The organism is Lysinibacillus sp. FW12 (genome assembly GCF_050817245.1).
In the GTDB taxonomy this organism is placed as follows: Bacteria; Bacillota; Bacilli; order Bacillales_A; family Planococcaceae; genus Lysinibacillus; species Lysinibacillus irui.
In genome coordinates, this window is the sequence record NZ_CP139094.1 from 2,291,410 (window position 1) to 2,317,914 (window position 26,505).

General features: G+C 35.0%; 25 protein-coding genes and 2 pseudogenes. 15 read left to right on the forward strand and 12 right to left on the reverse strand.

Going from position 1 to position 26,505, the window contains the following annotated elements; all coding sequences use genetic code 11:
- The 3 genes from SJW71_RS11730 to SJW71_RS11740 form a co-directional block, all read right to left on the reverse strand.
- Nucleotides 1–339, reverse strand: coding sequence for a DUF485 domain-containing protein (locus tag SJW71_RS11730; RefSeq protein WP_274793186.1), 339 nt, complete (start codon nucleotides 337–339; stop codon nucleotides 1–3).
- A gap of 481 nt (nucleotides 340–820) precedes the next feature.
- Nucleotides 821–2,374 (reverse strand): solute symporter family protein, encoded by a 1,554-nt coding sequence (locus tag SJW71_RS11735; protein ID WP_322605170.1) that lies wholly within the window; start codon nucleotides 2,372–2,374, stop codon nucleotides 821–823.
- Nucleotides 2,371–2,709 (reverse strand): DUF485 domain-containing protein, encoded by a 339-nt coding sequence (locus SJW71_RS11740; RefSeq protein WP_274793184.1) that lies wholly within the window; start codon nucleotides 2,707–2,709, stop codon nucleotides 2,371–2,373. The genes SJW71_RS11735 and SJW71_RS11740 overlap by 4 nt, the downstream gene beginning before the upstream one ends.
- 584 nt (nucleotides 2,710–3,293) lie before the next feature.
- On the opposite strand from SJW71_RS11740, the gene SJW71_RS11745 reads away from it, so the two are divergent.
- The 12 genes from SJW71_RS11745 to SJW71_RS11800 all read left to right on the forward strand — a co-directional run bounded on the left by SJW71_RS11745 (nucleotide 3,294) and on the right by SJW71_RS11800 (nucleotide 14,104).
- Nucleotides 3,294–3,890: an SCO family protein gene (locus SJW71_RS11745; RefSeq protein ID WP_431812184.1), complete on the forward strand. Its 597-nt coding sequence runs from the start codon at nucleotides 3,294–3,296 to the stop codon at nucleotides 3,888–3,890.
- Between the two features lie 197 nt (nucleotides 3,891–4,087).
- Nucleotides 4,088–4,423 (forward strand): ArsR/SmtB family transcription factor, encoded by a 336-nt coding sequence (locus tag SJW71_RS11750; protein WP_431812185.1) that lies wholly within the window; start codon nucleotides 4,088–4,090, stop codon nucleotides 4,421–4,423.
- Between the two features lie 26 nt (nucleotides 4,424–4,449).
- Nucleotides 4,450–5,448, forward strand: coding sequence for an NADP-dependent oxidoreductase (locus tag SJW71_RS11755; protein ID WP_274793181.1), 999 nt, complete (start codon nucleotides 4,450–4,452; stop codon nucleotides 5,446–5,448).
- A gap of 275 nt (nucleotides 5,449–5,723) precedes the next feature.
- On the forward strand, nucleotides 5,724–6,395 hold the full coding sequence (locus SJW71_RS11760; RefSeq protein ID WP_274793180.1) for a GntR family transcriptional regulator: 672 nt from the start codon (nucleotides 5,724–5,726) through the stop codon (nucleotides 6,393–6,395).
- 272 nt (nucleotides 6,396–6,667) lie between these two features.
- A complete protein-coding gene (locus SJW71_RS11765; RefSeq protein ID WP_274793179.1) occupies nucleotides 6,668–8,134 on the forward strand; it encodes a 4-hydroxyphenylacetate 3-hydroxylase family protein in 1,467 nt (488 codons plus the stop codon).
- A gap of 28 nt (nucleotides 8,135–8,162) precedes the next feature.
- A complete protein-coding gene (locus SJW71_RS11770; protein ID WP_431812186.1) occupies nucleotides 8,163–8,852 on the forward strand; it encodes a carbon-nitrogen family hydrolase in 690 nt (229 codons plus the stop codon).
- Between the two features lie 94 nt (nucleotides 8,853–8,946).
- Entirely contained in the window at nucleotides 8,947–9,621 is a 675-nt protein-coding gene (locus SJW71_RS11775) for a DUF2848 family protein (RefSeq protein ID WP_274797329.1), read from the forward strand.
- A 1-nt stretch (nucleotide 9,622) separates the two neighbouring features.
- Nucleotides 9,623–10,339, forward strand: coding sequence for a hypothetical protein (locus SJW71_RS11780; protein ID WP_322605167.1), 717 nt, complete (start codon nucleotides 9,623–9,625; stop codon nucleotides 10,337–10,339).
- 139 nt (nucleotides 10,340–10,478) lie between these two features.
- Nucleotides 10,479–11,345 carry an adenylyltransferase/cytidyltransferase family protein gene (locus SJW71_RS11785; protein WP_431810896.1) on the forward strand — a complete coding sequence of 289 codons (867 nt, stop codon included), beginning with the start codon at nucleotides 10,479–10,481 and terminating at the stop codon, nucleotides 11,343–11,345.
- A gap of 52 nt (nucleotides 11,346–11,397) precedes the next feature.
- Nucleotides 11,398–12,726 carry an MFS transporter gene (locus SJW71_RS11790; RefSeq protein ID WP_431810897.1) on the forward strand — a complete coding sequence of 443 codons (1,329 nt, stop codon included), beginning with the start codon at nucleotides 11,398–11,400 and terminating at the stop codon, nucleotides 12,724–12,726.
- An 81-nt stretch (nucleotides 12,727–12,807) separates the two neighbouring features.
- Nucleotides 12,808–13,281 carry a flavin reductase family protein gene (locus SJW71_RS11795; protein WP_274797328.1) on the forward strand — a complete coding sequence of 158 codons (474 nt, stop codon included), beginning with the start codon at nucleotides 12,808–12,810 and terminating at the stop codon, nucleotides 13,279–13,281.
- 97 nt (nucleotides 13,282–13,378) lie between these two features.
- Nucleotides 13,379–14,104 (forward strand): metallophosphoesterase family protein, encoded by a 726-nt coding sequence (locus SJW71_RS11800; RefSeq protein ID WP_431810898.1) that lies wholly within the window; start codon nucleotides 13,379–13,381, stop codon nucleotides 14,102–14,104.
- Between the two features lie 83 nt (nucleotides 14,105–14,187).
- Here the strand turns inward: SJW71_RS11800 and SJW71_RS11805 are convergent, their stop codons facing one another.
- From SJW71_RS11805 to SJW71_RS11840, 8 genes and pseudogenes are all read right to left on the reverse strand, one after another.
- Nucleotides 14,188–14,808, reverse strand: a complete 621-nt coding sequence (locus tag SJW71_RS11805) for a class I SAM-dependent methyltransferase (RefSeq protein ID WP_274793173.1) — start codon at nucleotides 14,806–14,808, stop codon at nucleotides 14,188–14,190.
- 1,551 nt (nucleotides 14,809–16,359) lie between these two features.
- Nucleotides 16,360–18,245, reverse strand: a pseudogene (locus SJW71_RS11810) (alpha/beta fold hydrolase).
- Between the two features lie 57 nt (nucleotides 18,246–18,302).
- A complete protein-coding gene (locus SJW71_RS11815; RefSeq protein ID WP_048392738.1) occupies nucleotides 18,303–18,869 on the reverse strand; it encodes a TetR/AcrR family transcriptional regulator in 567 nt (188 codons plus the stop codon).
- A gap of 41 nt (nucleotides 18,870–18,910) precedes the next feature.
- Nucleotides 18,911–19,212 (reverse strand): annotated as a pseudogene (locus tag SJW71_RS11820) (flavoprotein); the annotation flags it as partial.
- A 53-nt stretch (nucleotides 19,213–19,265) separates the two neighbouring features.
- On the reverse strand, nucleotides 19,266–19,655 hold the full coding sequence (locus tag SJW71_RS11825; protein WP_312506680.1) for a YxeA family protein: 390 nt from the start codon (nucleotides 19,653–19,655) through the stop codon (nucleotides 19,266–19,268).
- Complete coding sequence (locus tag SJW71_RS11830; RefSeq protein ID WP_312506679.1) at nucleotides 19,648–20,382, reverse strand: ABC transporter permease; 735 nt, start codon at nucleotides 20,380–20,382, stop codon at nucleotides 19,648–19,650. Before SJW71_RS11830 ends, SJW71_RS11825 begins: the two co-directional genes overlap by 8 nt.
- Before the next feature lie 12 nt (nucleotides 20,383–20,394).
- Nucleotides 20,395–21,150: an ABC transporter permease gene (locus tag SJW71_RS11835; protein ID WP_312506678.1), complete on the reverse strand. Its 756-nt coding sequence runs from the start codon at nucleotides 21,148–21,150 to the stop codon at nucleotides 20,395–20,397.
- A complete protein-coding gene (locus SJW71_RS11840; RefSeq protein WP_312506677.1) occupies nucleotides 21,150–22,061 on the reverse strand; it encodes an ABC transporter ATP-binding protein in 912 nt (303 codons plus the stop codon). Before SJW71_RS11840 ends, SJW71_RS11835 begins: the two co-directional genes overlap by 1 nt.
- Nucleotides 22,062–22,226: 165 nt before the next feature.
- On the opposite strand from SJW71_RS11840, the gene SJW71_RS11845 reads away from it, so the two are divergent.
- The 3 genes from SJW71_RS11845 (at nucleotide 22,227) to SJW71_RS11855 (ending at nucleotide 25,286) form a co-directional block, all read left to right on the forward strand.
- Nucleotides 22,227–22,940, forward strand: a complete 714-nt coding sequence (locus tag SJW71_RS11845; protein ID WP_312506676.1) for a response regulator transcription factor — start codon at nucleotides 22,227–22,229, stop codon at nucleotides 22,938–22,940.
- Nucleotides 22,940–24,331 carry a sensor histidine kinase gene (locus tag SJW71_RS11850; RefSeq protein WP_312506675.1) on the forward strand — a complete coding sequence of 464 codons (1,392 nt, stop codon included), beginning with the start codon at nucleotides 22,940–22,942 and terminating at the stop codon, nucleotides 24,329–24,331. The genes SJW71_RS11845 and SJW71_RS11850 overlap by 1 nt, the downstream gene beginning before the upstream one ends.
- Before the next feature lie 679 nt (nucleotides 24,332–25,010).
- Entirely contained in the window at nucleotides 25,011–25,286 is a 276-nt protein-coding gene (locus SJW71_RS11855) for a YqhV family protein (protein WP_274793165.1), read from the forward strand.
- A gap of 650 nt (nucleotides 25,287–25,936) precedes the next feature.
- On the opposite strand, the gene SJW71_RS11860 is transcribed toward SJW71_RS11855, so the two are convergent.
- On the reverse strand, nucleotides 25,937–26,242 hold the full coding sequence (locus SJW71_RS11860) for a monooxygenase (RefSeq protein WP_274793164.1): 306 nt from the start codon (nucleotides 26,240–26,242) through the stop codon (nucleotides 25,937–25,939).
- Nucleotides 26,243–26,505 lie beyond the last annotated feature (263 nt).

Below are 26,505 nucleotides of genomic sequence, written 5' to 3' on the forward strand. Positions count from 1 at the left end.
TCATAGGCGGCCACCTCCGTTTTCATATTCAGCGATGATCGCTTTTGCTTCTTTATCAAAACTGTTTGCTTTCGCTACATATAAATGACATAACCCCCATGTCATGATGAATAGCCCTGCAGAATAGATCCACACCCAAGTAATTTCCCCAAATGCCTTTTGGTGTAGAATTTCCGTGTATGATGTCAGAATTGGTAACATCATGTAGGCCAATAAAAATATGGCAGTTATAGACCAAAGAAAAGAGTTCTTTCTTCGTACAAGAGCCTTAAATGATTCTTGGTTAGCAATTGCATCATAGTCAATCACGACACCTTTTTTCGCTTGATTGTTCGCCATTAACATTCCCCATTTTGTGTATATTTTTTCTGCCTCAAGACTAAAATTTGCTAGTTTAGTGAATTCACATTTTCATTTTATGAAACAGTTCACAAAATTGCAATACATTTCAGAAAAATTATGTAAAAAAAATTTTTCTGAAAATAGTCCTAGGAGAGAAAAAATGGCACAAAGTCAAGGGTATAAAGGGTTTTAGAAAATTCAGATAAATAAATGAAGTAAAGAGAAATCTAGATTCTTGATAAAAAAAGGAGGGTAAATTTACAAAAAAATCTCGTTTTTTTTACTAAAAATAAACACTATTCACCTAGTGGAAATTGGATTTTTTCTGTTTTTTGGAAGAGGAATAGTATTGTTCGATAAATAAATTGGTAGATATCGAATAACAAAAAAGGCGAAAAACTCGACCAAAAATCGAATTTTTTGCCTATTTTTTTGCACTTTTTGAATTGAGATTCATTATAAGAGAGGTGTATAAATATTAATGAGAAATGTCCGATACTGACACACCCGTATTCGCTTTCACGCGAATTTCTTTATAAATACGTTCTGCCTCTTCCTGTGGTACTTTACTTGAAGAAAGAACTGTACCTAGATATCCAGCAACAAAGCCTAGAGGAATGGTAATGATAGCTGGAACCGCAAGTGGGACAAGTGGTTGTCCTACAAAGATTGCAGCACCTTCAACTGGGCTCCACACATTTGGTCCCATCGCTCCTAAAATTAAACAAGATACTAATCCTGTTACCATTGCCGTTACAGCACCTGTAGAATTAAATTTCTTCCAATAGATTGTATAAAGGATAACAGGTAGATTGGCTGAAGCACCGATACAAAAGGCAAAGGACACTAAGAATGAAACATTTAAGCTTTGAGCGAATAATGCAAGAATTATAGATACAATGGCAATCGAAATGGAGCCAGTACGGGCAGCTACCACTTGTTGCTTTTCTGTTAATTTACCTCCTTTCATGATTTCTCCATAAATATCATGAGATATCGCAGACGCCCCAGTTAACACTAAACCTGAAACAACGGCTAAAATAGTCGCAAACGCTACGGCACCGATAAATGCCATCAATACATCGCCACCTAAATAATGGGCAAGTAGTGGGGCAGCCGTGTTACCAGCCTTACTTTCAGCAAGAATTTGATCAAGCCCAACAAAGTTTAATGCACCAAACCCTAGGAAAATCGTTAATGAGAAGAAAATAGCTGTAATCCAAGTTGTCCAAGAAATTGATGCACGTGCTGTCTTGGCATCCTTGACTGTAAAGAAACGCATTAAAATATGAGGTAAGCCAGACGTTCCTAAAACTAAAGCCATCATCATAGAAACAGAATCAATAGTACTTGTGTATTTTATTCCGGGTACAAGGAATTCCTCACCATGATCTACGGCAATTGTGTCAAACATTTTCATAAGAGAGAAGTCAAATTTCACTAATACTAATACGGCTAAAAGACCTGTCCCAAATAATAATAAGCTAGCTTTAATGATTTGTACCCAAGAAGTCGCAGTCATTCCACCAAACAAAACATAAGTTGTCATCATAACGCCGACAATTAACACAGCAATCCAGTACTCAATTCCAAACAATAGTTTAATTAATGCACCGGCACCTACTAGCTGTGCAATCATATAAAGAATGACAATAATAATAGTGCCTGACGCAGCTACACCACGGATACGTTTTTCATTAAAACGAGCCGTTAACATATCTGCTAATGTATAGCGTCCTAAATTACGCATAGGCTCAGCAATGACATAAAGTAGCACTAAATTTGCCACTACATAGCCTACAGAGAAGAAGAAACCATCAAAACCTGTTAAGGCAATCGCACCAGACACCCCAAGGAAAGCTGCGGCAGATAAATAGTCACCAGCAATCGCAAAGCCATTTTGCCACCCCTTTAAACCACCACCAGCTGTATAGAAATCAGCTGCAGAGGACGTACGCATTGCTGCAATATAAGTAACCACAAGTGTTAAGCCGACAATAGCTAGAAAGAAGCCGATAGATACAATGTTCATTTATTTTCTCCCTTCGCATGATATTCTTCGAGCACAGCAGCTGCAGCTTTATCGAATGAAGCCGCTTTTTTTACATATACTGTACAAAGCACAATGGTCATGATAAATAAGCCTGCGGAATATACCCATACACCCGTAATATTTCCGAAGAATTTTTGTTGTAGTACAGGCTGGAAGGCAAGGATCGGTAGCAAGATATAAAGGATTAGAAACACTGCAGTAATCGAGAAAAGAAACGTATTTTTCTTTTTCACAAAGCTATTAAACGATTCCATTGCCTCTATTGCATGATAATCAATAGACTGAGCCTGTTTTTTTGTTGAAACGTTCACCATTATTATTCCCCCTAAGGTTATATATTTCTGTTTCAAACGACATATTTCTTTTTCGCTCGTCGTTATATTCACTTATTTTATGAGGGAGAATCTTATAATGCAATACTAAATTTTAAGTTTTTATAATTTTTAGTCACTTTAAATCATAGGAAATAATGTAGAAATAATAAGGAATTGTTAGAAAAAAATGTATAAAAGAGAGAATGAATTTTTATTGAAATAATATTATTAAAATAGTTTGTTGTTAATAAAGGTGAATGTAGAAGAAAATAATAACCTAAAAGAGAATATTGTGTTTTATATTATTTTAAGATTAAATTTTGCATAGGATCTAAAGGTGGATAATTGTGTTATATAACAATTATCTGATGCCTTGGGAAATAACAAAAAATAATAAAAAAACTTCTAAAAAATTTTTTTAAAAATAAGTTTTGTTTTAAAGATTTCACATGATAATATACCAAAAAAAGTTAATGTTCACAGGTTACACAAAAAGCGATCTGTAAGTAAGTTCATTATCTTGTATTTAGCTTGTATTATGAATAAAATAAGGTGATGAAATGAAGGGAAGTGGGGCAACTCAAATGAAAAAGAAAAGTATACTGCTAGTTTTAGTTTTAGCCTTAAGTAGTATTTTAGCTGCTTGCGGAGGTTACAAGTTTGAGCCAACGTTAAATCTTGAGGTTCAAGATTTTACAGTAACCAATCAAAAAAATGAACAAGTACGCCTCGATGATCTGAAGGGAAAACCGTGGTTAGCCATGTTTATTTTTACAAACTGTACGACCATTTGTCCGCCAATGACATTTAATATGACAGAGGTCCAACAGGCACTTCAGGATGAGGGTTTAGAGGATTATAAAATTGTCGCCTTTAGTGTAGATCCAGAAGTGGATAAGCCAGAAGTATTAACGAATTACTTAAATACGTATAATGTTGTGGATGACAGCAAATGGCAGTTGTTAACAGGCTATCAACAAAAATTCATTGAACAATTCGCACGTAAATCATTCAATTCATTAGTTAAAAATGATCCTAACTCAGACCAAGTCATACATATGTCAAACTATTATTTAGTAAACGCAGATGGCACAGTTGTCAAAGACTATGATGGCGCGACAAACGTACCAGTAGAAACTATTGTTGGAGATATGAAAGCTCTTATAAAAGAAAGCAAATAACGCAGAGGTCCATGTGACTTCTGTGTTTTTTTATTGTCATAAGGGAAGAGTATAAGTTATTGACCTTCTCACTTTGATTCGTCTCGATTTTCTTTCTCAATATTGCAAAGAGTACACCATTACGATATTGTTGTTTTCAGTTATCGTTCATTAACTTAAACTATTGAACTAATGAAATAAAGGAGGCTTCGAAATACATGAATAAACAGGACCAGCTTTCCATGATTAAGGACGACTTTATGAATTGTCAAAAGGTTCTATTGGCGATTGGTGATGAAACCCGACAATCAATTTTATTGGTTTTAATGGGAACAGATTGTCAAATTGGATTGCGTGTAGGAGAAATCACGGAACAAACACATCTTTCTCGACCGGCTGTGTCACATCATTTAAAGATTTTACGAGATGCTGGTGTTATTTTAATGCGAAAAGAAGGTACAAAAAATTTTTATTATATAGATATACGTACAAAATTAGGGTTATTAAAAAATCTTGTCTTAGATATCGAGACATTGTTAACGGAATATTATTGACGATAGATGATTTGGAGGAATAAACAATGAAAGCAATGGTGATTGATCGATATGGTAAAGCCCCAATGAGGTTGGCAGAAATGCCTACACCTGAAATTAATGAATTTGAGGTACTCGCTGAAATTCATGCAGCTAGTATTAATCCAATTGATTTCAAAATACGTGATGGAAAGGTGAGGCTGTTAATACAATATAAAATGCCTCTTATCCTTGGCAATGATTTTTCCGGTGTTATTGTAAAAGTAGGCAAAAAAGTAACTCGTTTTAAAGTTGGGGATGAAATATATGCGCGCCCAAGGAAAAGTAAAATTGGTACCTTTGCAGAATATATCTCCATTCATGAAGATGATATCGCCCTAAAGCCTAAAAATTTGAGCTTTGAAGAAGCTGCTTCGATTCCACTAGTAGGATTAACCTCATACCAAGCCTTACATGACATCATGCAATTACAAAAAGGTCAAAAGATATTAATTCATGCTGGCTCTGGTGGTGTTGGAACATTTGCAATTCAACTGGCAAAAGCAATGGGTGCCACAGTTGCTACAACGGCAAGTGAAGCTGGTGCCAATTTAGTGACCTCGTTAGGTGCAGATAAAGTGATAAATTATAAGAAAGAAAACTTTGAAGCTATTTTAAAAAATTACGATGCTGTCTTTGATACGCTTGGAGGAAAGACACTAGAAAAGTCTTTCAAAATTATTAAGAATGGTGGAAATATTGTAACCGTATCAGGCAGGCCAAATGCCCGCTTCGCCAAGGAATATGGTTCAGGATGGTGGAAAACCTTGTTATTTTCAGCAGCAAGTCGTAAGTTGACTGCACTGGAAAAGAAACATCATGCTCAATACTCATTTTTATTTATGAAGCCAAGTGGCGATCAATTGCGTATTATTGCTGATTTGATTGAGTCTGGTAGCATCAAACCAGTTATTGATAGAACTTTTTCATTTGAAGAAGCAGAAAAGGCTATGAAATATGCGGAATCTGGTAGAGCTAAAGGGAAGATCATAGTAAAAATTAAATAATATCATGTTCTAGCAAATGTTTCGTTTGTACAAACATGCCCTTCACGGTTTACGTTGTTAATTGTTTATTAGAACATATGTAGGCTGGAGAAGGGCTTTCTTTATGATATTGCTTCACTTGCCCAGAAATTTCTGAAAAAACAAAAAATGATGTTGACTTATGATAATCGTATTTTGTATTATGTATACATAAAACATAAAGAGTTTAAACCATTCATATAAATTCAATTTTTTAATTTCGTATGGTAAAGACTTAATAAAAAGGATGGATTATTATGGAAGGGGCACAATTAAAGCCGATTGAAAAAGAAAAAACAACACAGGACAAAGTGTATAAAGAAATTAAAAAAGCTATTTTATACGGTGGTATAACTAGTGATGAAATTTTTACAGAAGTTCAATTAGCCGAAAAATTAAATACGTCAAGAACGCCGGTAAGAGCTGCTCTTCAAGACTTGATAAAGGAAGGCTTACTTGTTTCTGTTCCAAGAAAAGGAATGACTGTGAAAAAACTTACCGAGGATGAACAAAAGGAAGTCTTTTTATTAAGAAGTGCAATTGAAGTAGAGGCAGTAAAAAAACTAATACAGATCATTACATCTCCTGATCAATTAAAATCACTAAAGCTAATTGTGGAGCAACAGGAAGAGGCGCTGCAAAATGATGATGCGATTCGTTTTATTGGACTCGACCATGAATTCCATCTATCACTTACAAAGTTAGCTAAATTTACTATTATGGAACAAATGCTGACGAATCTTCATAATCTAACACAGCTTATGGGTTTAAGAGCTGTTAGGCAGCCAGGACGAATGAAAAGTGTGCTAGAGGAACACCAACAAATTATTCAAGCTATAGAGGAAAAAAATCCTGACGCAGCTTCTGAAATGATTTTACATCATTTAGAAAAGACGAAAGAAACGTTAATGGTTATGGATAATTCCTAATAGCCATTAATGCTTTGAAGGGAGGTGTTAAAGGAAGTTACTACTGACTAGAGTCACTTCAAATTATTCAATTAGGGAATATCTAATCCTATTTTTTATTTTATTGAAAGCGCTTGCGGTGAAGTCTATATTAAATTATTGTAATTTTTAGAATTATTTCAGGAATCAATGTATACACAATACAGTATACAAAATACTTGATGGGGGTATTGATTGTCTGAAAGATTGTCTCTTTAACATCTATATAGTTAACACATTGGGAGGAATGAAAGATGGTTAGAACAAGTCAAGAGTATTTACAAGCATTGAAAGATGATAGAGCGATCTACATAAATGGAGAAAGAGTGAGAGATGTAGCGACTCATCCTGCTTTTAAAGGAATTACAAATACAATTGCTGGTTTATACGATTTAGCATTAGATGAATCACAAAATATGCTTTATAAAACTGAGGATGGAACGCTAGCAAATAAAATCTATATGATCCCCAAAAGTCGTGAGGAATTAAAGGAACGTAGATTGGCCATTTCTAAATGGTCTGAAGCAACTTGTGGATTTGTTGGCAGAAGTCCAGACCATGTCGCTAGTTTTTTAGCTTCATTTGCCAGTTCACCAGAAGTATTTGAACGTGGGGGAAAAGGTTTTGGAGAAAATGTGTTAAATTTCTATAAACATGTTCGAGATCATGATTTATATGTAACCTATGTTATCATTCCACCACAAATTGACCGAAGTAAAGCAGCTCATGAGCTAGAAGATAAATACCTCCCTGTAGGCGTTTATGAAGAAAAAGAGGATGGAATTGTAGTAAGAGGCTCTCAAATGCTTGGTACAGCTTCAGCCGTATCAGATTACTTATTTGTAAGCTGTCTTACGCCACTACGTCCTGGTGATGAAGACTATGCTTTATCCTTTGTCTTACCGATTAATGCAAAAGGGTTGAAATTTTATGCGAGACCTAGTTACGCTGAAAAATCACCAAGCACATTTGATTATCCTTTGTCTTCTCGCTTTGATGAAAGCGATTCGTTAGTTGTTTTTGATGATGTATTTATTCCATGGTCACATATTTTTGTCTACAAAAATATTGATATTGTAAGGGCCCAGTTCCATGAAACACCAGCTCACGTTTTAGGCAATAATCAAGCACAAATTAGATTTAGTAACAAATTAAAGTTTTTAATTGGTGCAGCACGTAAAGTGACAGCAATGAATGGTATTGATAAAATCCCTTCTGTTCAAGAAAAGCTAGGTGAATTAGCATCTATTGCAGCATCTGTAGAAGGTAATTTATTAGCTTCAGAATATAATTGTACGATTGATAAAAATGGGGTAGCTCGACCAGATCCACGTTTCCTTTATGGTGTAGTTGGTCAGCAGGATATTATTTATGCATCTACTATTCGAATTTTAAGAGAGCTTTGTGGTGGAGGTGTTTTACAATTGCCTTCCTCATATAAAGAAATGATCAATCCTGATACGAAAGATGATATATACCAATATATCCGTTCAACAGGGGTTGGTGCGGAAGAGAGAATCAAATTATTTAAGTTAGTATGGGACATTATTGGTTCAGAATTTGGTGGTAGACATCAACAATACGAATTGTTCTATAATGGAGCACCATTTGTAACGAAAGGCTACGCATTTAGAAATTACGGCTATGAAGAGCCAGTAAAAATGGTGGAAACATTTTTAGAAAGTTATTCTCTTCCTACTCAAGTCGAGGAACTAGTTTAGGAAATATTGAGAAAAGGAGGTTGAAAATATGAAGATTGCTTCCATCCAAATGGAGATTAAAGAGAATGAATCTAAAATCGCCCGTATAGATCGTGTGGAATCCATGATTGATAAGTTAAAAGGTCAAGATTTAATTGTGCTACCTGAAACATGGGCTACGGGATACTTTGCATTTGATCGATATGTTGATGAATCAGAGGAAATAAATGGAGATTTTGTCCAACGATTCTCTTCAAAGGCAAAAGAAGTTCAATCCTATCTTTTTGCGGGCAGTTTCATAGAAAGAAATAATGGAAAATTTTATAACACAAGTGTTCTATTTTCTCCTGATGGGGACCTAATAGGGACGTATAGAAAAATTCACCTATTCCGCTACGGTTCCCATGAAGGGAAAATCCTTACTAGAGGTAATGAAATCACTGTAGTTGATACAGATTTTGGGAAGGTTGGATTATCAACTTGCTATGATTTACGATTCCCTGAATTATATCGTGCACAGGTAGATTTAGGAGCAGAGCTACTTCTTGTTACATCCGCTTGGCCACATGCTAGATTAGAGCATTGGAAAATATTTAATACAGCTCGAGCATTAGAAAATCAATGTTTCTTAATTTCGAGTAATTGTGTAGGCAATACGCATGGCGTTCATTTAGGCGGACATAGTCAAGTGGTCGATCCTTGGGGAATTGTAATGGCAAGTGGAGGAGATGAAGAATAAAAACAGAAATTGATCCTTCTCAAATTGCGCACATTCGTGATGTTTTCCCTAATTTAAAGCATCGAGTTTTAGACAGACAGGAGGAGTACATTTGATGAATATTATCGTTTCAGGAAAGAGCATGGAGGTTACACCTAAACGCCTGCTTATTGCTGGCTATACAGGAAAAGATCAGGCATCTGTAAAAAAACATATTGATGAATTAAAAGCGATTGGCGTTCCAGCACCACCTCAAGTGCCGATGATTTACGATGTTTCAACAGATCTTATTACGACAAGCTCAGCTATTTCAGTAGTCAAAGAAACGAGTAGTGGTGAGGCTGAAGTCGTTATTATGAATGTGAAAGGACAATGGTATGTAGGACTAGGCAGTGATCACACGGATCGTGAGCTTGAAAAAGTCTCCATCCAAAAATCCAAACAGGTTTGCAGCAAGCCTATTTCATCACAATTTTGGTTACTGGATGACATTGCAAGTCGCTGGGATGACATTGAAATGAGAAGTTGGATGCTGGTGAATGGCGTGAAACAGGAATATCAAACGGGAACACTTGGTGAGTTCCTACATCCAAAAGATTTACTAACTATTATTGAAGACCGTGGATATTATTGTGAGGATATGATGATATTTTGTGGCACCTTACCAATTGTTACTGGAGAATTTATATACGGTGACGGTTTTTCAGCAGAATTATATGATCGTTTAACTGACCGAAAAATCGAATTAGATTACAAGGTTCATATTTTAGCAGATGCGGAGGTCGTTTGACATGGGAAAACCAGATATTGATGTGCTTATTAAACCAGAGCATGAATTTGTTAATTATAAAACGTTTGAGACAGTTGCTTCAAAAACGGTAGAAGGCTCCTCACAACGAATTATCGCAAAGATTCCGGGTACTGAAGTGGCAACACGTATTCTGGAATTAGGCGCAGGGGTAGATACGTCCCCAGATGGCGTACAAGTTCATGATTTCTGGGAAGAGTTATATATTATGGAAGGGTCGTTAATTGATTTACGCCTGAATAAGGAATTTTCAGCTGGTATGGTAGCATGTCGTCCACCTGGAATGGAGCATGGTCCGTGGAAATCACCAAACGGCTGTAAAATTTTCGAGGTTCGTTATTATGCGAATCAGGAGAAAGAAGAGCATGAATTTGTTGACTATAAAACGTTTGAGGCTATTCCTTCAAAAACGGTAGAAGGCTCCTCACAACGAATTATCGCACAAATTCCAGGTACTGAAGTAGCAACACGTATTCTTGAACTAGGTGCAGGGGCAGACACTTCCCCAGATGGTGTACAAGTTCATGATTTCTGGGAAGAATTATACATTATCGAAGGATCCTTAATCGACTTACGCCTGAATGAGGAATTTTCAGCTGGTATGGTAGCATGTCGACCTCCTGGCATGGAGCATGGACCTTGGAAATCACCAAATGGCTGCAAAATTTTTGAAGTTCGCTACTACTCAAATAAAGAGTAAGCATAGAAGAGAAGCTAATTAGATGGGGTGAAGAATCTCATCTAAAATGCCTCTGGTCAACACCTACACTTTTTATTGTCCTTTAATGTATACACAGTACAGTATACATTTATATAACTTGTAAGGAAGGTGAAGCAAAGTGGAAGTTTTGTATTTAACACATCCATTGAACGGGCATGTTGCCATTCAAGAACCACATGTGATGGCTTTAGGTTTTTTCGATGGCGTTCATTTAGGTCACCAATATTTATTACAGCAAGCAAAGAAAGTAGCTAATAAAAAAAAGTTAAAATTGTCAGTAATGACTTTTCATCCTCATCCTAGTGAAATTATTAAATGTGAAACAGATAGAAAATATATTACCCCGTTATCTTCTAAACTTGAAGAAATGTCTCAATTCGGTGTTGATAGAGTTTTGGTAATGGAATTCACATTGCTTTTCGCTTCACTTCCTGCAAGTGAATTTATTAATCAATATATAATCAATCTCCATGCTACACATGTTGTCGCGGGTTTTGACTTTACCTTTGGTTGTAAAGCGCAAGGAAATGTAGATTTTTTACGAAAGGCTAGTTTATCCAATCCCTTTGATGTAACGGTCATCCCCAAAAGAATTACGAATGATAACAAGATAAGCTCAACGTTGATTAGAGAATTAATAAGTGAAGGTGATGTTCACTTAGTTCCCTATTACTTAGGAAAGCATTATGAAATAAAGGGAAGCTCCCATTACCCAAAAGATCTGTTTATCTGTCAGCAGTTGAATAGTATGGAGTTTCATATTCAAGAGAAATATGTGATGCCAAAACCAGGCTTGTATAAAGTTGAAATAGCTTATGGAGATAGAACCATTCAAGGCTTTTTAAAACATAGTGGCTCCAATGATTCCAGGGTAGAACTGAATAGTAATAAACTAGATAGGCTAAAAGAGGGAAATCATCAAGAAATGACTGTACAATTTTTTAACAAGGTCGCTTATATGGATAGTATCCCTATTTGGAATTAAAGTTTAACTACAAAATGGTATTAAAAATCAAATAGTTGGGGGAATGTGATGAATGGGAAATGAAAAATCAACTGCAAGTTCCCGAAAAGTATTATTTGCTAGTTTAGTAGGCAGTACGATTGAATTTTACGATTTCTTTCTTTATGGTACTGTGGCAGCACTTGTTTTCAATAAATTGTTTTTCCCAAGCCATGATCCGTATGTAAGTTTGTTACTCGCTTATGCATCCTTTGGTGTCACATTTTTTATTCGACCTCTTGGCGGCCTGATTTTTAGTCATATGGGTGATAAGTTCGGAAGGAAAAATACCCTTGTCGTTTCATTACTATTAATGGGCATATCCACAGTATGTATAGGCTTGCTCCCAACCTATAGTACAATTGGAATTTTTGCACCTATTCTGCTTGTGTTTTTAAGACTTCTTCAAGGTATTGCAGTTGGTGGAGAATGGGGAGGAGCTGTTCTCTTAGCAGTAGAAAATGCACCAAAACAAAAGAGAGGTTTCTATGGCAGTTTCCCCGCGATGGGAATTCCTCTTGGTATGTTACTTGGTACAACGGCTATTTCAATCGTCAGTTTACTACCAGAGGCTCAATTCCTTTCGTGGGGCTGGAGACTGCCTTTTCTACTAAGCGCAGTTCTAGTAATTACTGGTTTTTGGATACGCCGTGGCATAGAAGAAACATCAGCATTCAGTGAAGAAAAGCAAAAAGGTAATGTGGTAAAGGTTCCGCTTTTTGAAACAATACGTTACCATTGGAAAGCCGTCTTCATTTCATTGGGGGCAAAATGTGTGGAAGTAGGTCCATTCTATCTTTTCACAACCTTTTTTATCTCCTATGCGACAGAGCACATAGGCTTTTCGAGGACTACCGCATTAAACATTATAACTGCTGCAACCATTGTGACGACATTTTGTATTCCAATCATGGGGAAAATATCAGATGTATTGGGGCGTAAGCGCCTTTTCATGATGGGAGCAGCTGGAATCGCAGTCTTTTCTTTCCCTTACTATTATTTATTATCAACACAATCAACATTTTGGGCTTATGCCGCTGCCATTATAGGTTTAGGAATTCTCTGGTCTTCTATTGCCAGTATCATTGGCACCATGTTTACAGAGATGTTCAGTACAAATGTTGGGTATACAGGCATTACACTTGGTTATCAAGCAGGGTCCGCATTGTTTGGTGGAACTGCACCTATGATTGCTACAGTTTTGCTAAGTACTTATCATAACTCTTGGATGCCACTCGCTCTATTTATTGCGATCCTTTCTGTTGCTTCTTTTATCTCTGTAACATTTTTACGCAAAACGCCAGTGATGGAGGAGAGCCTAGTAGATCAATCACTACCACAGAAAGAACTAGTTGTTAAATAGCAGAATCCACGATCTATAGTCTGAATATTTAATTATTTAAGAAGGTTAAAATACGAAAAATTTTGAGGAGGAAATCATATGATGGACGATAGAACATTTAGAAATGCAATGGGGAAATTTGCTACTGGGGTGACAGTTATTACAACAGTTATGGATGGGGAAGCACACGGTATGACGGCTAATGCATTTATGTCCGTTTCGCTTGACCCTAAACTGGTCTTAATATCCATTGGTGAAAAAGCAAAAATGCTAGATAAAATTAATACTACAGGAAAATTTACAGTTAACATTTTATCAGAGGAACAAAAAGATCTATCGATGCATTTTGCAGGACAAATAAAAGAAGAGCGTGCGATTGATTTTGATTGGGTAAATGAACTACCTATTATTAAAAATGCATTAGCTAGCATCGTATGTAATGTCCATAGCAAACAAATAGCTGGAGATCATACACTCTTTATTGGGGAAGTAACGGATATTGTGATGAACGATGGCGCACCTCTTGCATTCTTTGAAGGCAAATACAGCAAAGTTAGTCAGCCAATAAGCTTATAATATTAGAAACCATCGTTTGGAGGATATTTCTTTAAACGATGGTTTTATTCTTTATGGTAGAATAGATGAAACTATCAATTCTAAAGAGGTATTCGGAATGAAAATTGCTATAATAGCTGATGTCCATGGAAATAAAGATGCTTTACAAGCTGTACTAACAGATATTCAGAACCGAGGAATTACAACTATCTATAATTTAGGAGATAGCTTGTATGGCCCGTTATTCCCATTGGAAACGTATAATCTTTTAAGGAAACCAAATATTCAGAGTATTAAAGGGAATTGTGATCGAATTTTATTAGAACAGGACACGTCTAATTCGACAGTGCAATATGTACAGAATTTATTAACGGAGGAGCTTAGAACGTGGATCACAAATTTACCTACTTATTTACAAACAGATAATTTCTATTTCTGTCATGGTACACCGACAAATGATGAAATATATTTATTAGAGGAAATAAGCTCTAATGGATCAGTCCTTAAAAAACCGGAGAAGATTATGGATCTAGTAAGTGATATTCCACAAAAGCTTATTTTTTGTGCACACACACATATACCAAGGGTTGTTTATCTTCCAAATAATAAAATCATTATTAATCCTGGAAGTGTTGGATTACCAGCTTACGAGGATGAATTACCGATCTATCACAAAATGGAATCAGGCTCACCATTTGCTAATTATACAATAGTGACAAAACAAAATGAAGATTGGCTAATAGAGCAATTACATATTCCATATAATGCTAATGAAGCCATTAGCGCAAGCCAGAAAAATGGTCGTTTAGATTGGGCTAGAGCACTGAAAACAGGAAGAATTTAAGCAGGGATTTTTCTCTTTTTTTATTCATTCATAAAAACGTATCGAGTTAAATAACTCAATACGTTTTTTGTATCTTTAAGTAGTTATTTGCATTTAATTACTTCAATATATCTGTACATGCCACGTAACATAACAGGGTCATCCTTTATCATTTTGAGCCTTTGTTCATTTTGCTTAAACAATTCCTCAAAACTACGCCCAATATCGGTTCCTAGGATGCTTATAAATGGTCTAATTAGTTTTTTTATAAATGAGATTTTTTGATTTTTAGGTGCGAACTTATCAAAAATTAAAATTCTCCCGTCTTGTTTCAAGACTCGAATCATCTCTTGCATGCATTTATTATCATCTGGAACGACAGAAAGAATCAAACTCGCTACGATATAGTCAAATGATTCATCTTCAAAAGTCATTTTTTGAGCATCCATTTCTAACAACTTAATTGAAGAGTGCTCGAATTTACGTTTTGCTTTAGCTAGCATGTCAGGAGAATAATCAATTGCTGTAATATCATATTTTTCATAATTGATTAACTCTAAATCAGCACCAGTACCAATACCTACATACAAGATTTTTTGTTTGCTTTGAAAAGGTACTTCTTGAAAAATCCTTTTTCTTGTCTTTAAAAACATACCTGCATTAAAAAATTGATCGTAGAAGGTAGAGCCAATTTTGTAAATAATCTTATTCCATGTATTATTCAATATGCTATCCCATCTTTCAACAGTGATTGGGTTCTAAAATCATTTTCGGAAGGCATAAAAAGGGTAGGGAATTATGCCTTTATTATTCCTTTAAATAACTCTGTACAAATAGAAATAAATCAGAATCATGTTCTAAAATATATTGTTTCAAATTCTTATGATACTGGTTAATTCCAATGATATTTCTTTCATAATCAAACATGATTGTAAACGATTCTTCCGGATTAGTTGAACTGACTATAATAACAGCATCCTCATTAAAAGCAGGTCTATTAGGAATTATCTTCTTTTTCATCTCGAGACTACCTAATATTGAGCTAAGTCGTTCTGTTTCCTCTGGTTCAAGATAATACGATTGCTCTCTTGTATCTGTAATTACAACAATAATGTCACTAGGATTTAATTCAAATATAGCGTCATTAAAAAAATGGCTGTCTACGGTAAACAACATTATTAGCAAAATTACAACTAGGATTATTAACGAAACCCAAATTATTCTTTGTTTTCGAATGCTATTGCCTCCTAATTTTTAAAATGAATAGAACCAATATAAACTAATTATATAATTATATGACAATCGAAGACGATTTTCTATTGGGTTGAAATAAAATTACTATCGGTTGAACGAGCTATATTATGGTTTTAAAATGAAATATTTATCTGAATAAAAAATATGGTAGTATCAAAAATATTTGAAGGAGTGCTTAATAATGGATAAATAAATATAAGATTTATCCAAAATCAGAAAGAATAACTGCAGTTTTTTATTATTAACTGTGTTTAGTTTGGTGGTTTTATGATAGACATACGACAGGTAATTTTGATAAGGTTAGCGAATATTAAATAAGGGGAAAAGCAGAACAAGTAAAAGCAATTAAATTCTGGATTTGACTCAGTAAATTGAAATATCGATGGTTTATTAGTGATTAAATTTAATAAACGGTTACTTAAATTATTTTGGGGTATTATTAAATAAGTGATGATTTTTTTAGATTCTGTCTCACTATTATCAGTATACTTTTCAATGAAACATAACTTCCTATAATTTATATTATGTAAACTAAAATTATTTGGCGTGAAGGAGGGTTTGGATAAGTCATGTGAATGATAATTCCCTTTTTGTATATGGACAAGAATCTACAGACAGCTCATTTTTTAAAATACATGATGGAAATACCCGAAGTATAATATAAATTGAAACTTTATATCAAAAGCTACTTTCTTCTTTGTGATTTTAAGCATATCTTTGCCAATACTTAGTGATATAATTTCCAACGCAGTAACACCAACTCTTTCAACTTACTTGATTTAAATATCAAATTTAATTAAAAGGATAATTTTGATTACATTTGAGTTTACCTATAACTTTCAGATTCAATTTAATTAATTCTTATACCAGGCATATGTATGATTAACTACTTATAATAAAAAACATGGAAGTTCATTATAATTTATCCTGAAGAACGATACTAAATAACCAGTCGTCAAATATATTTCGACAACTGGTTAAGTGTATACATTTTCGACTGTAAGATATTACACGCTTTGTATTTAACCCATACTCTCTGTGCTATTACTACTATTTTGTATTACCAAATTAGCCGTTTCACTCGGATGGTTAAGAGGAAAATGATGACCATATGGAACAAAATCAACCTTACCAAGATGCGAAGGAGCAGAATAGCCTCTGTCATAATCCCCCCAAATAATGTGAAGATTATACTTTGTTACTTCATTGAAATCACCTTGAATGGTTTTCGATAGTAAACTGTTAAGCTGAACCGTTGTATTAAGCTGAACCGTTGTATTTAAAATTCTAGGAGAAGTAAAACTTTTACTTATTTTTTCAATATAATGTTCAGGGATACTCTCCGTACTTTCAAATAATCCATTACTTAATAAATAACGCTCTATCAAATTAGTAGTTGCTAACTTCAATGTCCATTTGTTTATAAATTGAGGAAGATTTATCGATTTAGCATTTTTTTTAGCAACAGGTGGCTGAAGTAAAGTTATTGTATACTTCTTATCTATGTACTTTTGTACTATTGCTTCCAAAAGAATATATGCACCAAATGAATGGCCAATTAGATGTGCACCATTAGTAGCTTTCTCCAATAACTTTTTTAATACATTCAAATAGATATTTAAAAGATTTTTTTCTCGTTTAAAAGGAGAACGTCCCAAACCTGGAAGGTCCATGATCCATACAGGTCGACCCGTTTTTTCATGAAGCTCTTTCCCTAAAGGAAATAAATCCTCTCCATCACTTAATAAACCATGTAATAAAATAAACGGTTTACCCTCTCCGTGTAATTGGTAAAGGGTATTGTTATCGCATAATGTTCGCTCAAATAAATGATGATGCTCACCATTTTGATACATCAATCGATAATCCAGATCAGCTACTACGGCAGGGAAAAAGTTCATGACACTCATCTTCTTAAACCAATCTCCCCCCTCATGGTTTTCACCGAACCATTTGAAAATGTTCGTTTTGTGATAAAATTCAGTCCATCAGAAGGAATGTTTGTTATTTTACTTACTCCACTTTTCATTATTGTTTTCATAAGTGGCATTGGAACAGAGATTTTTGGTGCCCTCATATTCATACTTTCCGACATAACACTTAATAATTCAGCAATGTTCGGATCGTTCTCTTTGTCATCAACAAGTGTATATGTTTGAATAGCCGGCTGCTCCAATTTGAAAACCTGCACAATAAACTTCGCAAACTCATCGTTTGAAATCAGTGGCAACCTATATCCCTTACCTCCAGGAATCACTGGCATGAGCCCTCTTCGCATACTTGTCACAAGCAAACCTAATCCTGCTATCTGCTCTGTACTCCCTGTTTTACTACTTCCAACCACAGTTGGCGGATTAATGACAGACAGCGGATAACCTACTGCTGATGCCTGTTGACGGATATAAAGATCTGCTAAAAATTTTGTTTTCTCATATGGATTTTTTATTTTTAAAAATTTGTTTCCTTCTTTGAATACATCTATCGCAATCTTGCTATTTTTATCATCAAAGGGACTCATATAGCCTACAACATGAATAAATTGCTGCAAGCCCTTCAATTGATGAATACTTTTAGCGAATTCACTAATGTGTTTGGCGCCATTCAAAAATACAGAAGTTGCCTCTTTGGTTGTCGCTTGAATATCCATGGAGCCTCCTGCGTGAATAATCACATCCGTTTTCAATACCCTCTCCTTATCTTCAGCACTTAGACCTAAGTCTATTTTCGTCAAATCACCTTCAATAAAGTGCATAACTGCCTCTTTTAAGATGCCTCTTTCTTGAAAAATGCGTGTTGCTTTACTTTTCGACCTCACTAAAAGAAGAATGTTCACATCCTCTTTGACTAATTCATTCACTAATTGCTTTCCAATAAATCCTGTTCCACCCGTTAAAAATACTGTTCTCATAAAAATCCTCCTAGTAGTACTGCGTAGTACTAATTTGGTGTAAAAAAAATGCTTCTTTTACCGAAGCAAGTTAAACAAATGATCTGCTGTTTTCATGATTACAGTTGCATCCTCCAGTGTTTCTGAAATAAATAGCGCTCCTTCAAGATTTGTAATAAAAAGAGATGCAACCTCGTCAATATTTATTGTCTTTCTAAATTCACCATTCTCTACCCCTTGTTTAAGGAATAGAGAAACTTTCGTTTGTAAGCCTTTAAAAAAAAGACCTATTTTTTCTTTTACTTTTGTGGCATTTGTAGGACTTTGAATATAAAGGGTAATAAATGGACAGCTCCCCTTATATTCTCTCGTCTGAACTCCTTGTGATATTTGCTTTAAAAACAATTTGATACGATCTTCAACTAATAATTGGTTTTGAGATAGTAAGTCATCTATTGCAGATTGATACATTTCAATCCAATAATCAACGACCCCTTCCAACAATTCTTCCTTATTAGAGAAGTGATAATACACATTAGACTTTGAAACTTTGCTTACACGAACTAATTCATCCATGCTTGTATAAGCAAACCCTTTTTCTAAAAATAATGTTGCAGCTACTTCAATCACACGTTTTTGATTCATTAATTTTATCCTTGTCATAATTAGTACTGTACAGTACTATAATAGGCGTTGTCAATTATTTTTGTTAGTTTAATAAAAAATCGATCAAAAAGCTGTTCTGTATCCACTAATTCGTAAATGCGAACACCGAGTGCGCCACGTGCTACTAATGCATCTTTTTCTTCGCCACCAGAGGCTTCTTCTCCAGCTTTTTTACGCATATCCACACTAGCTTTATTGCTGGATTTTCTGTTTGTAATTCTGCAAGTGCCAATAAGGTATTAATATCCGAATGGCCACTACCGATAACTACAATTTTCTTATTAGCATATCTTTAAGTATTCGTATTAATGTCTGGGATACCACACTTATATTGCCTAGCCTCCAGAATTCCTCCTAAGTGTCTTTTTCAGTTTTTTACTTAGAATATTTACTTTTGATTGGTTCAGGTAATTCATTTAACTGTATCTCCTGCCAATAGGTCACACCCCGAAATGATGCAACATACAATTCTAAATATGCACCTTTTCGTAATTGCTTGCTACTGTTAAAGGTAAGAATCTTCTTTTTGCCACTTTCATCAAAGGCTTCTAACGTGTATTTATATCTTTGATTATCGCCTAACTTTTCACCGTTATCGTCATTGCCTATCATAGTATAAAAACGAGATTTCCCTTCAGGATTATCAGGAATAAGCTTATGTGGATTATAGAAGAAGATAGAAAATGCAACAATAACTATTAGACCAATGCTAATACCTAATATAGACTTTTTCATGTTTCCACTTCCTTTTAATTGTTTAAGCAACGACATCCTTCTTTCGCATCCATTGGATTGCTAATAAACTAATGACAATAATGTATAGTAAATTAGTAATTAAAAATAAAACATAATCACTCTGGGAAGAAAAACCTGATTGACTTAGTACTCCCAACCCCATAGTTAGTAAAGAATAGGGAAAGAACATTCCTAAATCCAATACATACAAGCCCAAGCCCAAAAAAGTGAAGCATAAGCCAATACCAATAGGAACTGCGAAACTACGAAAGCGCATCGAAAGAGACAATTGCAAAGCACTAATTGTAAGACTAGCTATCAAGCCTTGAGTGAACCATTCAAATAATTCACTAGGAAGTGCAGAGGTTAGCCCTAACAGTTTTCCTCCAATAAGGTACAAAAGAAAAAACAAAACTTGAATAAAAATTAGCTGTACACCGACAACTAGCATCTTAGATAAAAAAATACTAGCTGCCGATACTGGAGCGGTCATCATCATATTCCAGTTTTTATTTAAATGCTCTAATCTCCACATATACGCACAGCTAATAGAAATAAGTACGGGAAAGAAAAATTCTCCGTAAAATAAACCCACCTGTGACCACAAACTATACCATTCTTTCGCCAATACACCTTGATTCATATAAAAGTTGGCACTCCCAATCAATACGCTTATTATTGGAAGAGTCATTAGTATTATCCATATACGGGAATGGCGTAATTTCAACCACTCAGCAGAAATGCAACGTTTTAACATAGTCAATCCTCCTTATACCTCTTGTCTCGATATGTGGATACTACCAGCTAGAAAGATAAAAATTCCTGCCGTGATTAGAAGTGACATCAATGGCAATGAATTACTTATATCCTGTGTACTAAATTGCATTTGTTCATTAACATAGTTCTGCTTAATGGGGCTTAGACCTGAGTAATAGGACCAAACAAAAAGTCTGCGGATTCCAAATGGGAATAAATCAGCTGCCAGGCCGATGAAGCCTCCGATCATACCAAGAGTTAACGCAAAAGCTTGATTTTTTACCGCCATTGATACCCATTGTTGGAGTGCTATGATAACCATGTTGGTCAAAACTGTTCCTGAAAGGAATTGAGCCAGTAGTAAAAATGGTACTGGGTCATTAAAACCTTTAATAATACCAAATGCACTGATAGAGAATACTTGCAAAATACACATCCACAACATGACAAGACATGCACACATATATTTTGCAGCATAGAGGTGCCCTCGCTTCACAGAAATTGTTAGTAACAATTTCCATGTTTTTCCTTTATGTTCCATATCACAGATGCGGGAGACGCATATTGCTGATAAAATAGGTAAAAAGAGGCCATTCATAGTGGACAGCATCAACATAAGTGTTTCCCATTTGGCTATCTCTGGATTACGGGAAATCGACATGCTTGTTGCCATAAACGCCCACGTTATTTCTACAAGTAAAATTAGTGTCATCATCAAAAAAAGATGCTTATGGCGCAATTTATAGAATTCGAGACGAATCGCGTTCATTATAGGCTCCTCCCCTTTCCTGTAATTTCTAGGAAAATGCTCTCTAAATTCTTCTTATTTTCCTCAATACGCAGTACGTCGATATTAGCTGAAGTTAAACTTCTATTTATTTGTATTACCTGCTCATCTGTTAAGTTTCCAAACACTAACGAATCTTCACGATAAAAAGGAGAGAAGCCTTTATCAGAAAGTAATTCTTTTGCTAACAAATTGTTACGTGTTTTTATCATGATATTTGGATGGCTTTTGTTTTTTAATTCATCCATGTTACCTTGAAACATCATGTTTCCATCGTTGATAATCCCTACTGATGTTGCAATCTGCTCAATTTCTGAAAGTAGGTGACTAGAGATAAGTACCGTCATTCCATAGCGTTTGGGTAAAGATTTAATCAATTCTCGAATTTCACCAATACCAGCAGGATCAAGACCATTTGTTGGCTCATCCAAAATCAATAGCTTTGGAATAGATAACAATGCCATTGCAATTCCTAAACGTTGCTTCATTCCGAGAGAATACTGTCCTACCTTTTTATCCTTTTGATTCTCCAATCGAACAATTTTCAATGCTTCCGATACATTCTTTTCTGGAATATTCCTAAGTCTCTGTACAATGCGCATATTTTCAAGTCCTGATAGATGTGCATAATAAGATGGGGATTCAATAAGAGAACCAGTTTGACTCAAAATAAGCTGGCGATTTCCTTCAAAATCCTTTCCAAAAACTTTTACATTGCCATCGGTAGGTCGCATTAACCCTAATATCATTTTCAGTGTGGTAGACTTCCCTGCACCATTTGGCCCCAGAAATCCAAATATATCCCCTTCACTTACGGATAAGTTTATATCCTTCACACAGTATTTACTGCCATACCGTTTAGAAAGATTTTGAGTAGTAACTATTTGGTTCATTTTATCTTCCTCCAATTTGTTTAACCATGTTCTTTTCACAAAGATAAAAACTTAACCTTTCGTTAACCTGAAATGAAGGTTACGCTAACCTTAAATCATCATACTTACTGGAAAATAAAAGGAATTTAGAAAAGAGTATTGTATAATTATTGTGGGTGATTTTATATGGATGATATCAAAAACAAGAAGTTGCTTATTGTAGATGATGAATACGAGTTAAGGAATATGGTAGATGGATTCTTGCGCAAAGAAGGATTCGGACGGATTTATCAAGCCTCTAGTTGTGCTGAAGCATTAGAAATTTGTCATACTGTGAAACCTGATCTAGCTATTTTAGATGTAATGCTCCCTGATGGCGATGGGTTTTCCCTTCTATCGAACTTACGTCAAACATCAAATATGCCTGTCCTCTTTTTAACGGCAAGAGGTGAAGATGAAGATCGTTTGCTAGGACTTGGACTAGGTGCAGATGATTACATTGTTAAACCTTTCTTACCAAGGGAACTAGTTCTCCGTCTATCGTCAGTTTTGAGACGTGTTTATTCACCTCCAAAACAGGAACAGCGTCCAGTATTCCAATTAGGAAACTATCATATTGATTTTGAAAGTGGGATTGTTCAGAATGAAGGCAACCAATATCATTTGACAGCAAAAGAACATGCATTGCTGTTTAAGCTATATGACAATCGAAACCGCATCGTCACAAGCGATGCACTTTGTCAGGCTGCATGGGGAGATGATTATTATGGCTATGAAAACACATTAATGGTACATATTCGCCGTATTCGTGAAAAAATAGAAGCTAATCCTTCTAAACCTGAATACTTACTGACTATTCGAGGGCTCGGATATAAGCTGATGGTAAAGGGAGAGGAGTGATGGAAGGCACACTACGTATTTTAAAGCGTTTTATCGGTTCAACTATGATGATTTCTGCTTTTTTACTAGTTTTTAACTTTATCCTATTAGGTGTTTGGATATTCAATGGTATGAACAAAGGGGATTCTCCTGCCGCCATTGTTCAAAATGTGGCAGAGGGCTTGCATCGCTCGTCCAATACTTATTCTGCAGATAACACAACAGTAAAATTACTAAGGGAAAGTCACGCATGGGCAATGTTAATTAATGATTCAGGACAAGTAGCATGGAATTATATGCTCCCAGACGAAATTCCGAAAACCTATTCGTTAACCGAAGTAGCCAAGTTCACCCAAAGCTATTTAAAGGATTATCCTGTTTTTGTATGGGAACATGCTGAAGGGTTGGTAGTTGTCGGGTTTCCGAAAGACAGCTTTGCAAAATATCAGTATATACTTCCAACAAGCTGGGTCTCTTCATTACCATTAAGGATGGTTGCTCTACTTATTATAAATATTGGTTTGGCATTATTATTGTCTCTTCTTATTGGCTATAGACTGATTCGCTCTATCCGTCCACTAGCACAAGGGATACAAGCTCTAGGTGAGGATAAAGAGGCATTTATAGAGCCAAAAGGTATATTAGCCGACCTCGCACAAAACGTAAACAGCGCTTCGGCTTTACTTCGCGAAAAAAATGATAGTTTAAAAGAAAGGGATGAAGCACGTGCCAACTGGATTGCGGGCATTTCACACGACATCCGAACTCCACTTTCAATGGTACTTGGCTATGCAAGTGATTTGGAAGAAAATATAGATATTCCTTCAGAACAAAGAAGGCAAGCTAGCGTTATCCGTAAACAGGCAGAGTATCTACGATCGCTTGTAAGTGATTTAAACCTTGTTTCAATGCTAGAATATGAGATGCAGCCATTGAACAAAAGGCAAATTCGCCTTTCCGTTTTGGCAAGACAAATTGCATCCGAATTTCTAAATAACGAATTGGATGAACGATTCAAAATAGAAGTGAAAATTTCAGATGAAAGAATTCAAGTCAATGGTGATGAACGGCTACTAAAGCGTGCCATTTTTAATCTGATACAAAATAGTATTAACCATAATCCCGACGGCTGTGTGATAATTTTACAAACATCCTTTAATGAAAGTAATAGGACCTGTAGTTTTATCGTGGAGGATAATGGTAATGGTATACCTCAAAATGAAATACCTAATCTATTGGAACTCCCCTTTTCTTCTAAAAGAAAACGTCCTAACTACAATGGACATGGCTTAGGGCTACCAATGGTTGCAAGAATCACAAAGGCACATCAGGGATACTTGATTCTATCAAGTGAGATTGGCAAGGGGTTAAAAGCAGAGCTTGTTTTGCCCTTCGATTATGTCAATTGCTAGAGGTTATGTTTTATATGAAGCGCAAATACTGATCGGGAAGGTCAATATGTAAATGCAAAAGGGATTGTATGCAATCAAATGACATCACAATCCCTCTTGAGTATATACATCAATGAATGAAAAGACACACATTTTTACATGTGTGTCCTAATTCTATTCAAATTAAATTAAAGTATCTACTGTAATCCTTCTCTCGGCTTTCAGCTTAGCTGAACGTATATATCTTTGTAGTCTCACTCTTTTTCTGACCCAGTAAACATTGAATGACATCAATTGGCACACAGTTATTAAATTGCATAGCTTTCGTAATTGATGCGGATGTAAAATCTTTTTATACCCGCTCGATTTAATATAAGCTTGATCATTTATCTTAAATTATCAATGCTCTTCCACCTAAATTCTAAAGAGGTTTTTTACTATTATTTATTATCTTGTGTATTTGATATGAAGAAGCAGATGTATGTATATGAATCTCAAATTTATATAGTCTACCATATCTTTTTCTAGCGTTTTCTAGTTTGCTACAAACATCTAAATTAATACTATAAAGGATAATATAACAAGAATATTCGATACGAATCATACATATATTGATTTTAGTATTTCATTCAAACAGAAGTTTATAATTATCCTAATATGGATTTATAATATATATTCAAAAATTATCTATAAAGATAGGATGATGACAATTATTGATAAATCGGTTTTGGCAATGGTTATTTTACGTGTATTGTCTGGAAGCATTGAAGTAAGTGCTGGATTGTTGATGCTAAAGTTGAATAATTTAGAAAAAGCACTCTATATTAATACAATGCTTGCTTTGGTTGGCCCAACAGTTTTAATCGTAACGACGGCAATTGCATTATTTGGACTAGCTGATAAAATTCCTGTGGCGAGAATCATTTGCTTATTTACGGGAATAACACTTATTATTGTTAGCTCACATATTAAGTAATATGGATATACATCCTAATAATGTTCATTAGTTTGGTGTAGCGTGTGACGACGCTGCTTTTTTTTTGTAAAATTACCCCCTAATTCCTAAATAGCGCTTCTCTTCTTGCTGCATCAATTTTGCTTAAGTTAGATTTTTGTCAGTTATATTATGTAAACTAAATTCACTTGGTGTGGAGGATATATTGGTTACGTCTACTTACGTCTTCCTAGCAATTAGAACTTCCCAATGGTATTACAACAGAAATTGTTCATACCTATGTCAGTTAACTTTTTTATGATTTTGGAGCTAAATTTCCTATTAGATATGTATTTGACCGTCTTGATATTTTAATGAATAATTCTCTGCTTTATTCAAGAGCACAGGCATTAAGCAATTAAACGAATGGACTTATTGTAAAACAGATGATGGTGGATGGATCCTACTTCATGCTAGTCAAAACTATAAAATGATAAACGAGTAGAAATACCTGCTTTCTAAACAACTCTAATAGATCTGCTCAATTCGTTTTATAAATTCATTAAAAAAGACCATCAAAAAAGATAGTCCTACTTCCCTAACTATTCAACCCTGTTTAATCTTTTCTAGTTTCCTTTTAGCTCGGACGGTTGTTTACACAGGTAAAGTAGTATGCTTTACCCTTTCCATCATTACTTAACATAACCGTGATTCATTGTTGTTAGCTTTTCATTTATGTCAAAAATTCTTACTCGAATATCTTTAATACCAAACGATTGAAGTCTTGCTTTATGCATGTCAGCATATTTTTCGGCATCTTGTTTTTCCTCAAATACATAGATACCTCCAGCTTCTTTTGTATCTTGACTTTCTGTCCATATTTTCCAATGGAACCCTTCTTCTTCGTTAATACTTTTTGCTACATCCCAAAACCCTTTGGCCATTTCTTCACCAAAAGGTCCTTCAAACGGAAAATCAACTTGTAATAAATATGCCATTTCAAACACTCCTGTTTTAGTTGTCATTTAAGATAACGTACATCAAAGATTTTACCCCATTCTTTTGTATATTATTATTTTTTTGAAGCGAATGAGTATAATGTATTATTCCTGCACTGAAAAGTAATATGTCTACCAAACACAAAAACTCCTTATTTATATGTCTCTTCACCAGCGCTTAATTCCGCTTCTAGCATCCTCTGAAGCTTATTTATCAATAGAACTCGTTTTCCTAAGTAAAAACCGTAATGCATTAGATTCGC

Coding starts and splice junctions, on each gene's coding strand:
- SJW71_RS11745 (WP_431812184.1), top strand. CDS start 3,294: ATGAAAAAGAAAAGTATACTGCTAGTTTTAGTTTTAGCCTTAAGTAGT.
- SJW71_RS11855 (WP_274793165.1), top strand. CDS start 25,011: ATGATGACAATTATTGATAAATCGGTTTTGGCAATGGTTATTTTACGT.
- SJW71_RS11735 (WP_322605170.1), bottom strand. CDS start 2,374: ATGAACATTGTATCTATCGGCTTCTTTCTAGCTATTGTCGGCTTAACA.
- SJW71_RS11765 (WP_274793179.1), top strand. CDS start 6,668: ATGGTTAGAACAAGTCAAGAGTATTTACAAGCATTGAAAGATGATAGA.
- SJW71_RS11760 (WP_274793180.1), top strand. CDS start 5,724: ATGGAAGGGGCACAATTAAAGCCGATTGAAAAAGAAAAAACAACACAG.
- SJW71_RS11780 (WP_322605167.1), top strand. CDS start 9,623: ATGGGAAAACCAGATATTGATGTGCTTATTAAACCAGAGCATGAATTT.
- SJW71_RS11835 (WP_312506678.1), bottom strand. CDS start 21,150: ATGAACGCGATTCGTCTCGAATTCTATAAATTGCGCCATAAGCATCTT.
- SJW71_RS11830 (WP_312506679.1), bottom strand. CDS start 20,382: ATGTTAAAACGTTGCATTTCTGCTGAGTGGTTGAAATTACGCCATTCC.
- SJW71_RS11755 (WP_274793181.1), top strand. CDS start 4,450: ATGAAAGCAATGGTGATTGATCGATATGGTAAAGCCCCAATGAGGTTG.
- SJW71_RS11850 (WP_312506675.1), top strand. CDS start 22,940: ATGGAAGGCACACTACGTATTTTAAAGCGTTTTATCGGTTCAACTATG.
- SJW71_RS11815 (WP_048392738.1), bottom strand. CDS start 18,869: ATGAATCAAAAACGTGTGATTGAAGTAGCTGCAACATTATTTTTAGAA.
- SJW71_RS11790 (WP_431810897.1), top strand. CDS start 11,398: ATGGGAAATGAAAAATCAACTGCAAGTTCCCGAAAAGTATTATTTGCT.
- SJW71_RS11750 (WP_431812185.1), top strand. CDS start 4,088: ATGAATAAACAGGACCAGCTTTCCATGATTAAGGACGACTTTATGAAT.
- SJW71_RS11800 (WP_431810898.1), top strand. CDS start 13,379: ATGAAAATTGCTATAATAGCTGATGTCCATGGAAATAAAGATGCTTTA.
- SJW71_RS11845 (WP_312506676.1), top strand. CDS start 22,227: ATGGATGATATCAAAAACAAGAAGTTGCTTATTGTAGATGATGAATAC.
- SJW71_RS11770 (WP_431812186.1), top strand. CDS start 8,163: ATGAAGATTGCTTCCATCCAAATGGAGATTAAAGAGAATGAATCTAAA.
- SJW71_RS11840 (WP_312506677.1), bottom strand. CDS start 22,061: ATGAACCAAATAGTTACTACTCAAAATCTTTCTAAACGGTATGGCAGT.
- SJW71_RS11860 (WP_274793164.1), bottom strand. CDS start 26,242: ATGGCATATTTATTACAAGTTGATTTTCCGTTTGAAGGACCTTTTGGT.
- SJW71_RS11730 (WP_274793186.1), bottom strand. CDS start 339: ATGGCGAACAATCAAGCGAAAAAAGGTGTCGTGATTGACTATGATGCA.
- SJW71_RS11775 (WP_274797329.1), top strand. CDS start 8,947: ATGAATATTATCGTTTCAGGAAAGAGCATGGAGGTTACACCTAAACGC.
- SJW71_RS11740 (WP_274793184.1), bottom strand. CDS start 2,709: ATGGTGAACGTTTCAACAAAAAAACAGGCTCAGTCTATTGATTATCAT.
- SJW71_RS11795 (WP_274797328.1), top strand. CDS start 12,808: ATGGACGATAGAACATTTAGAAATGCAATGGGGAAATTTGCTACTGGG.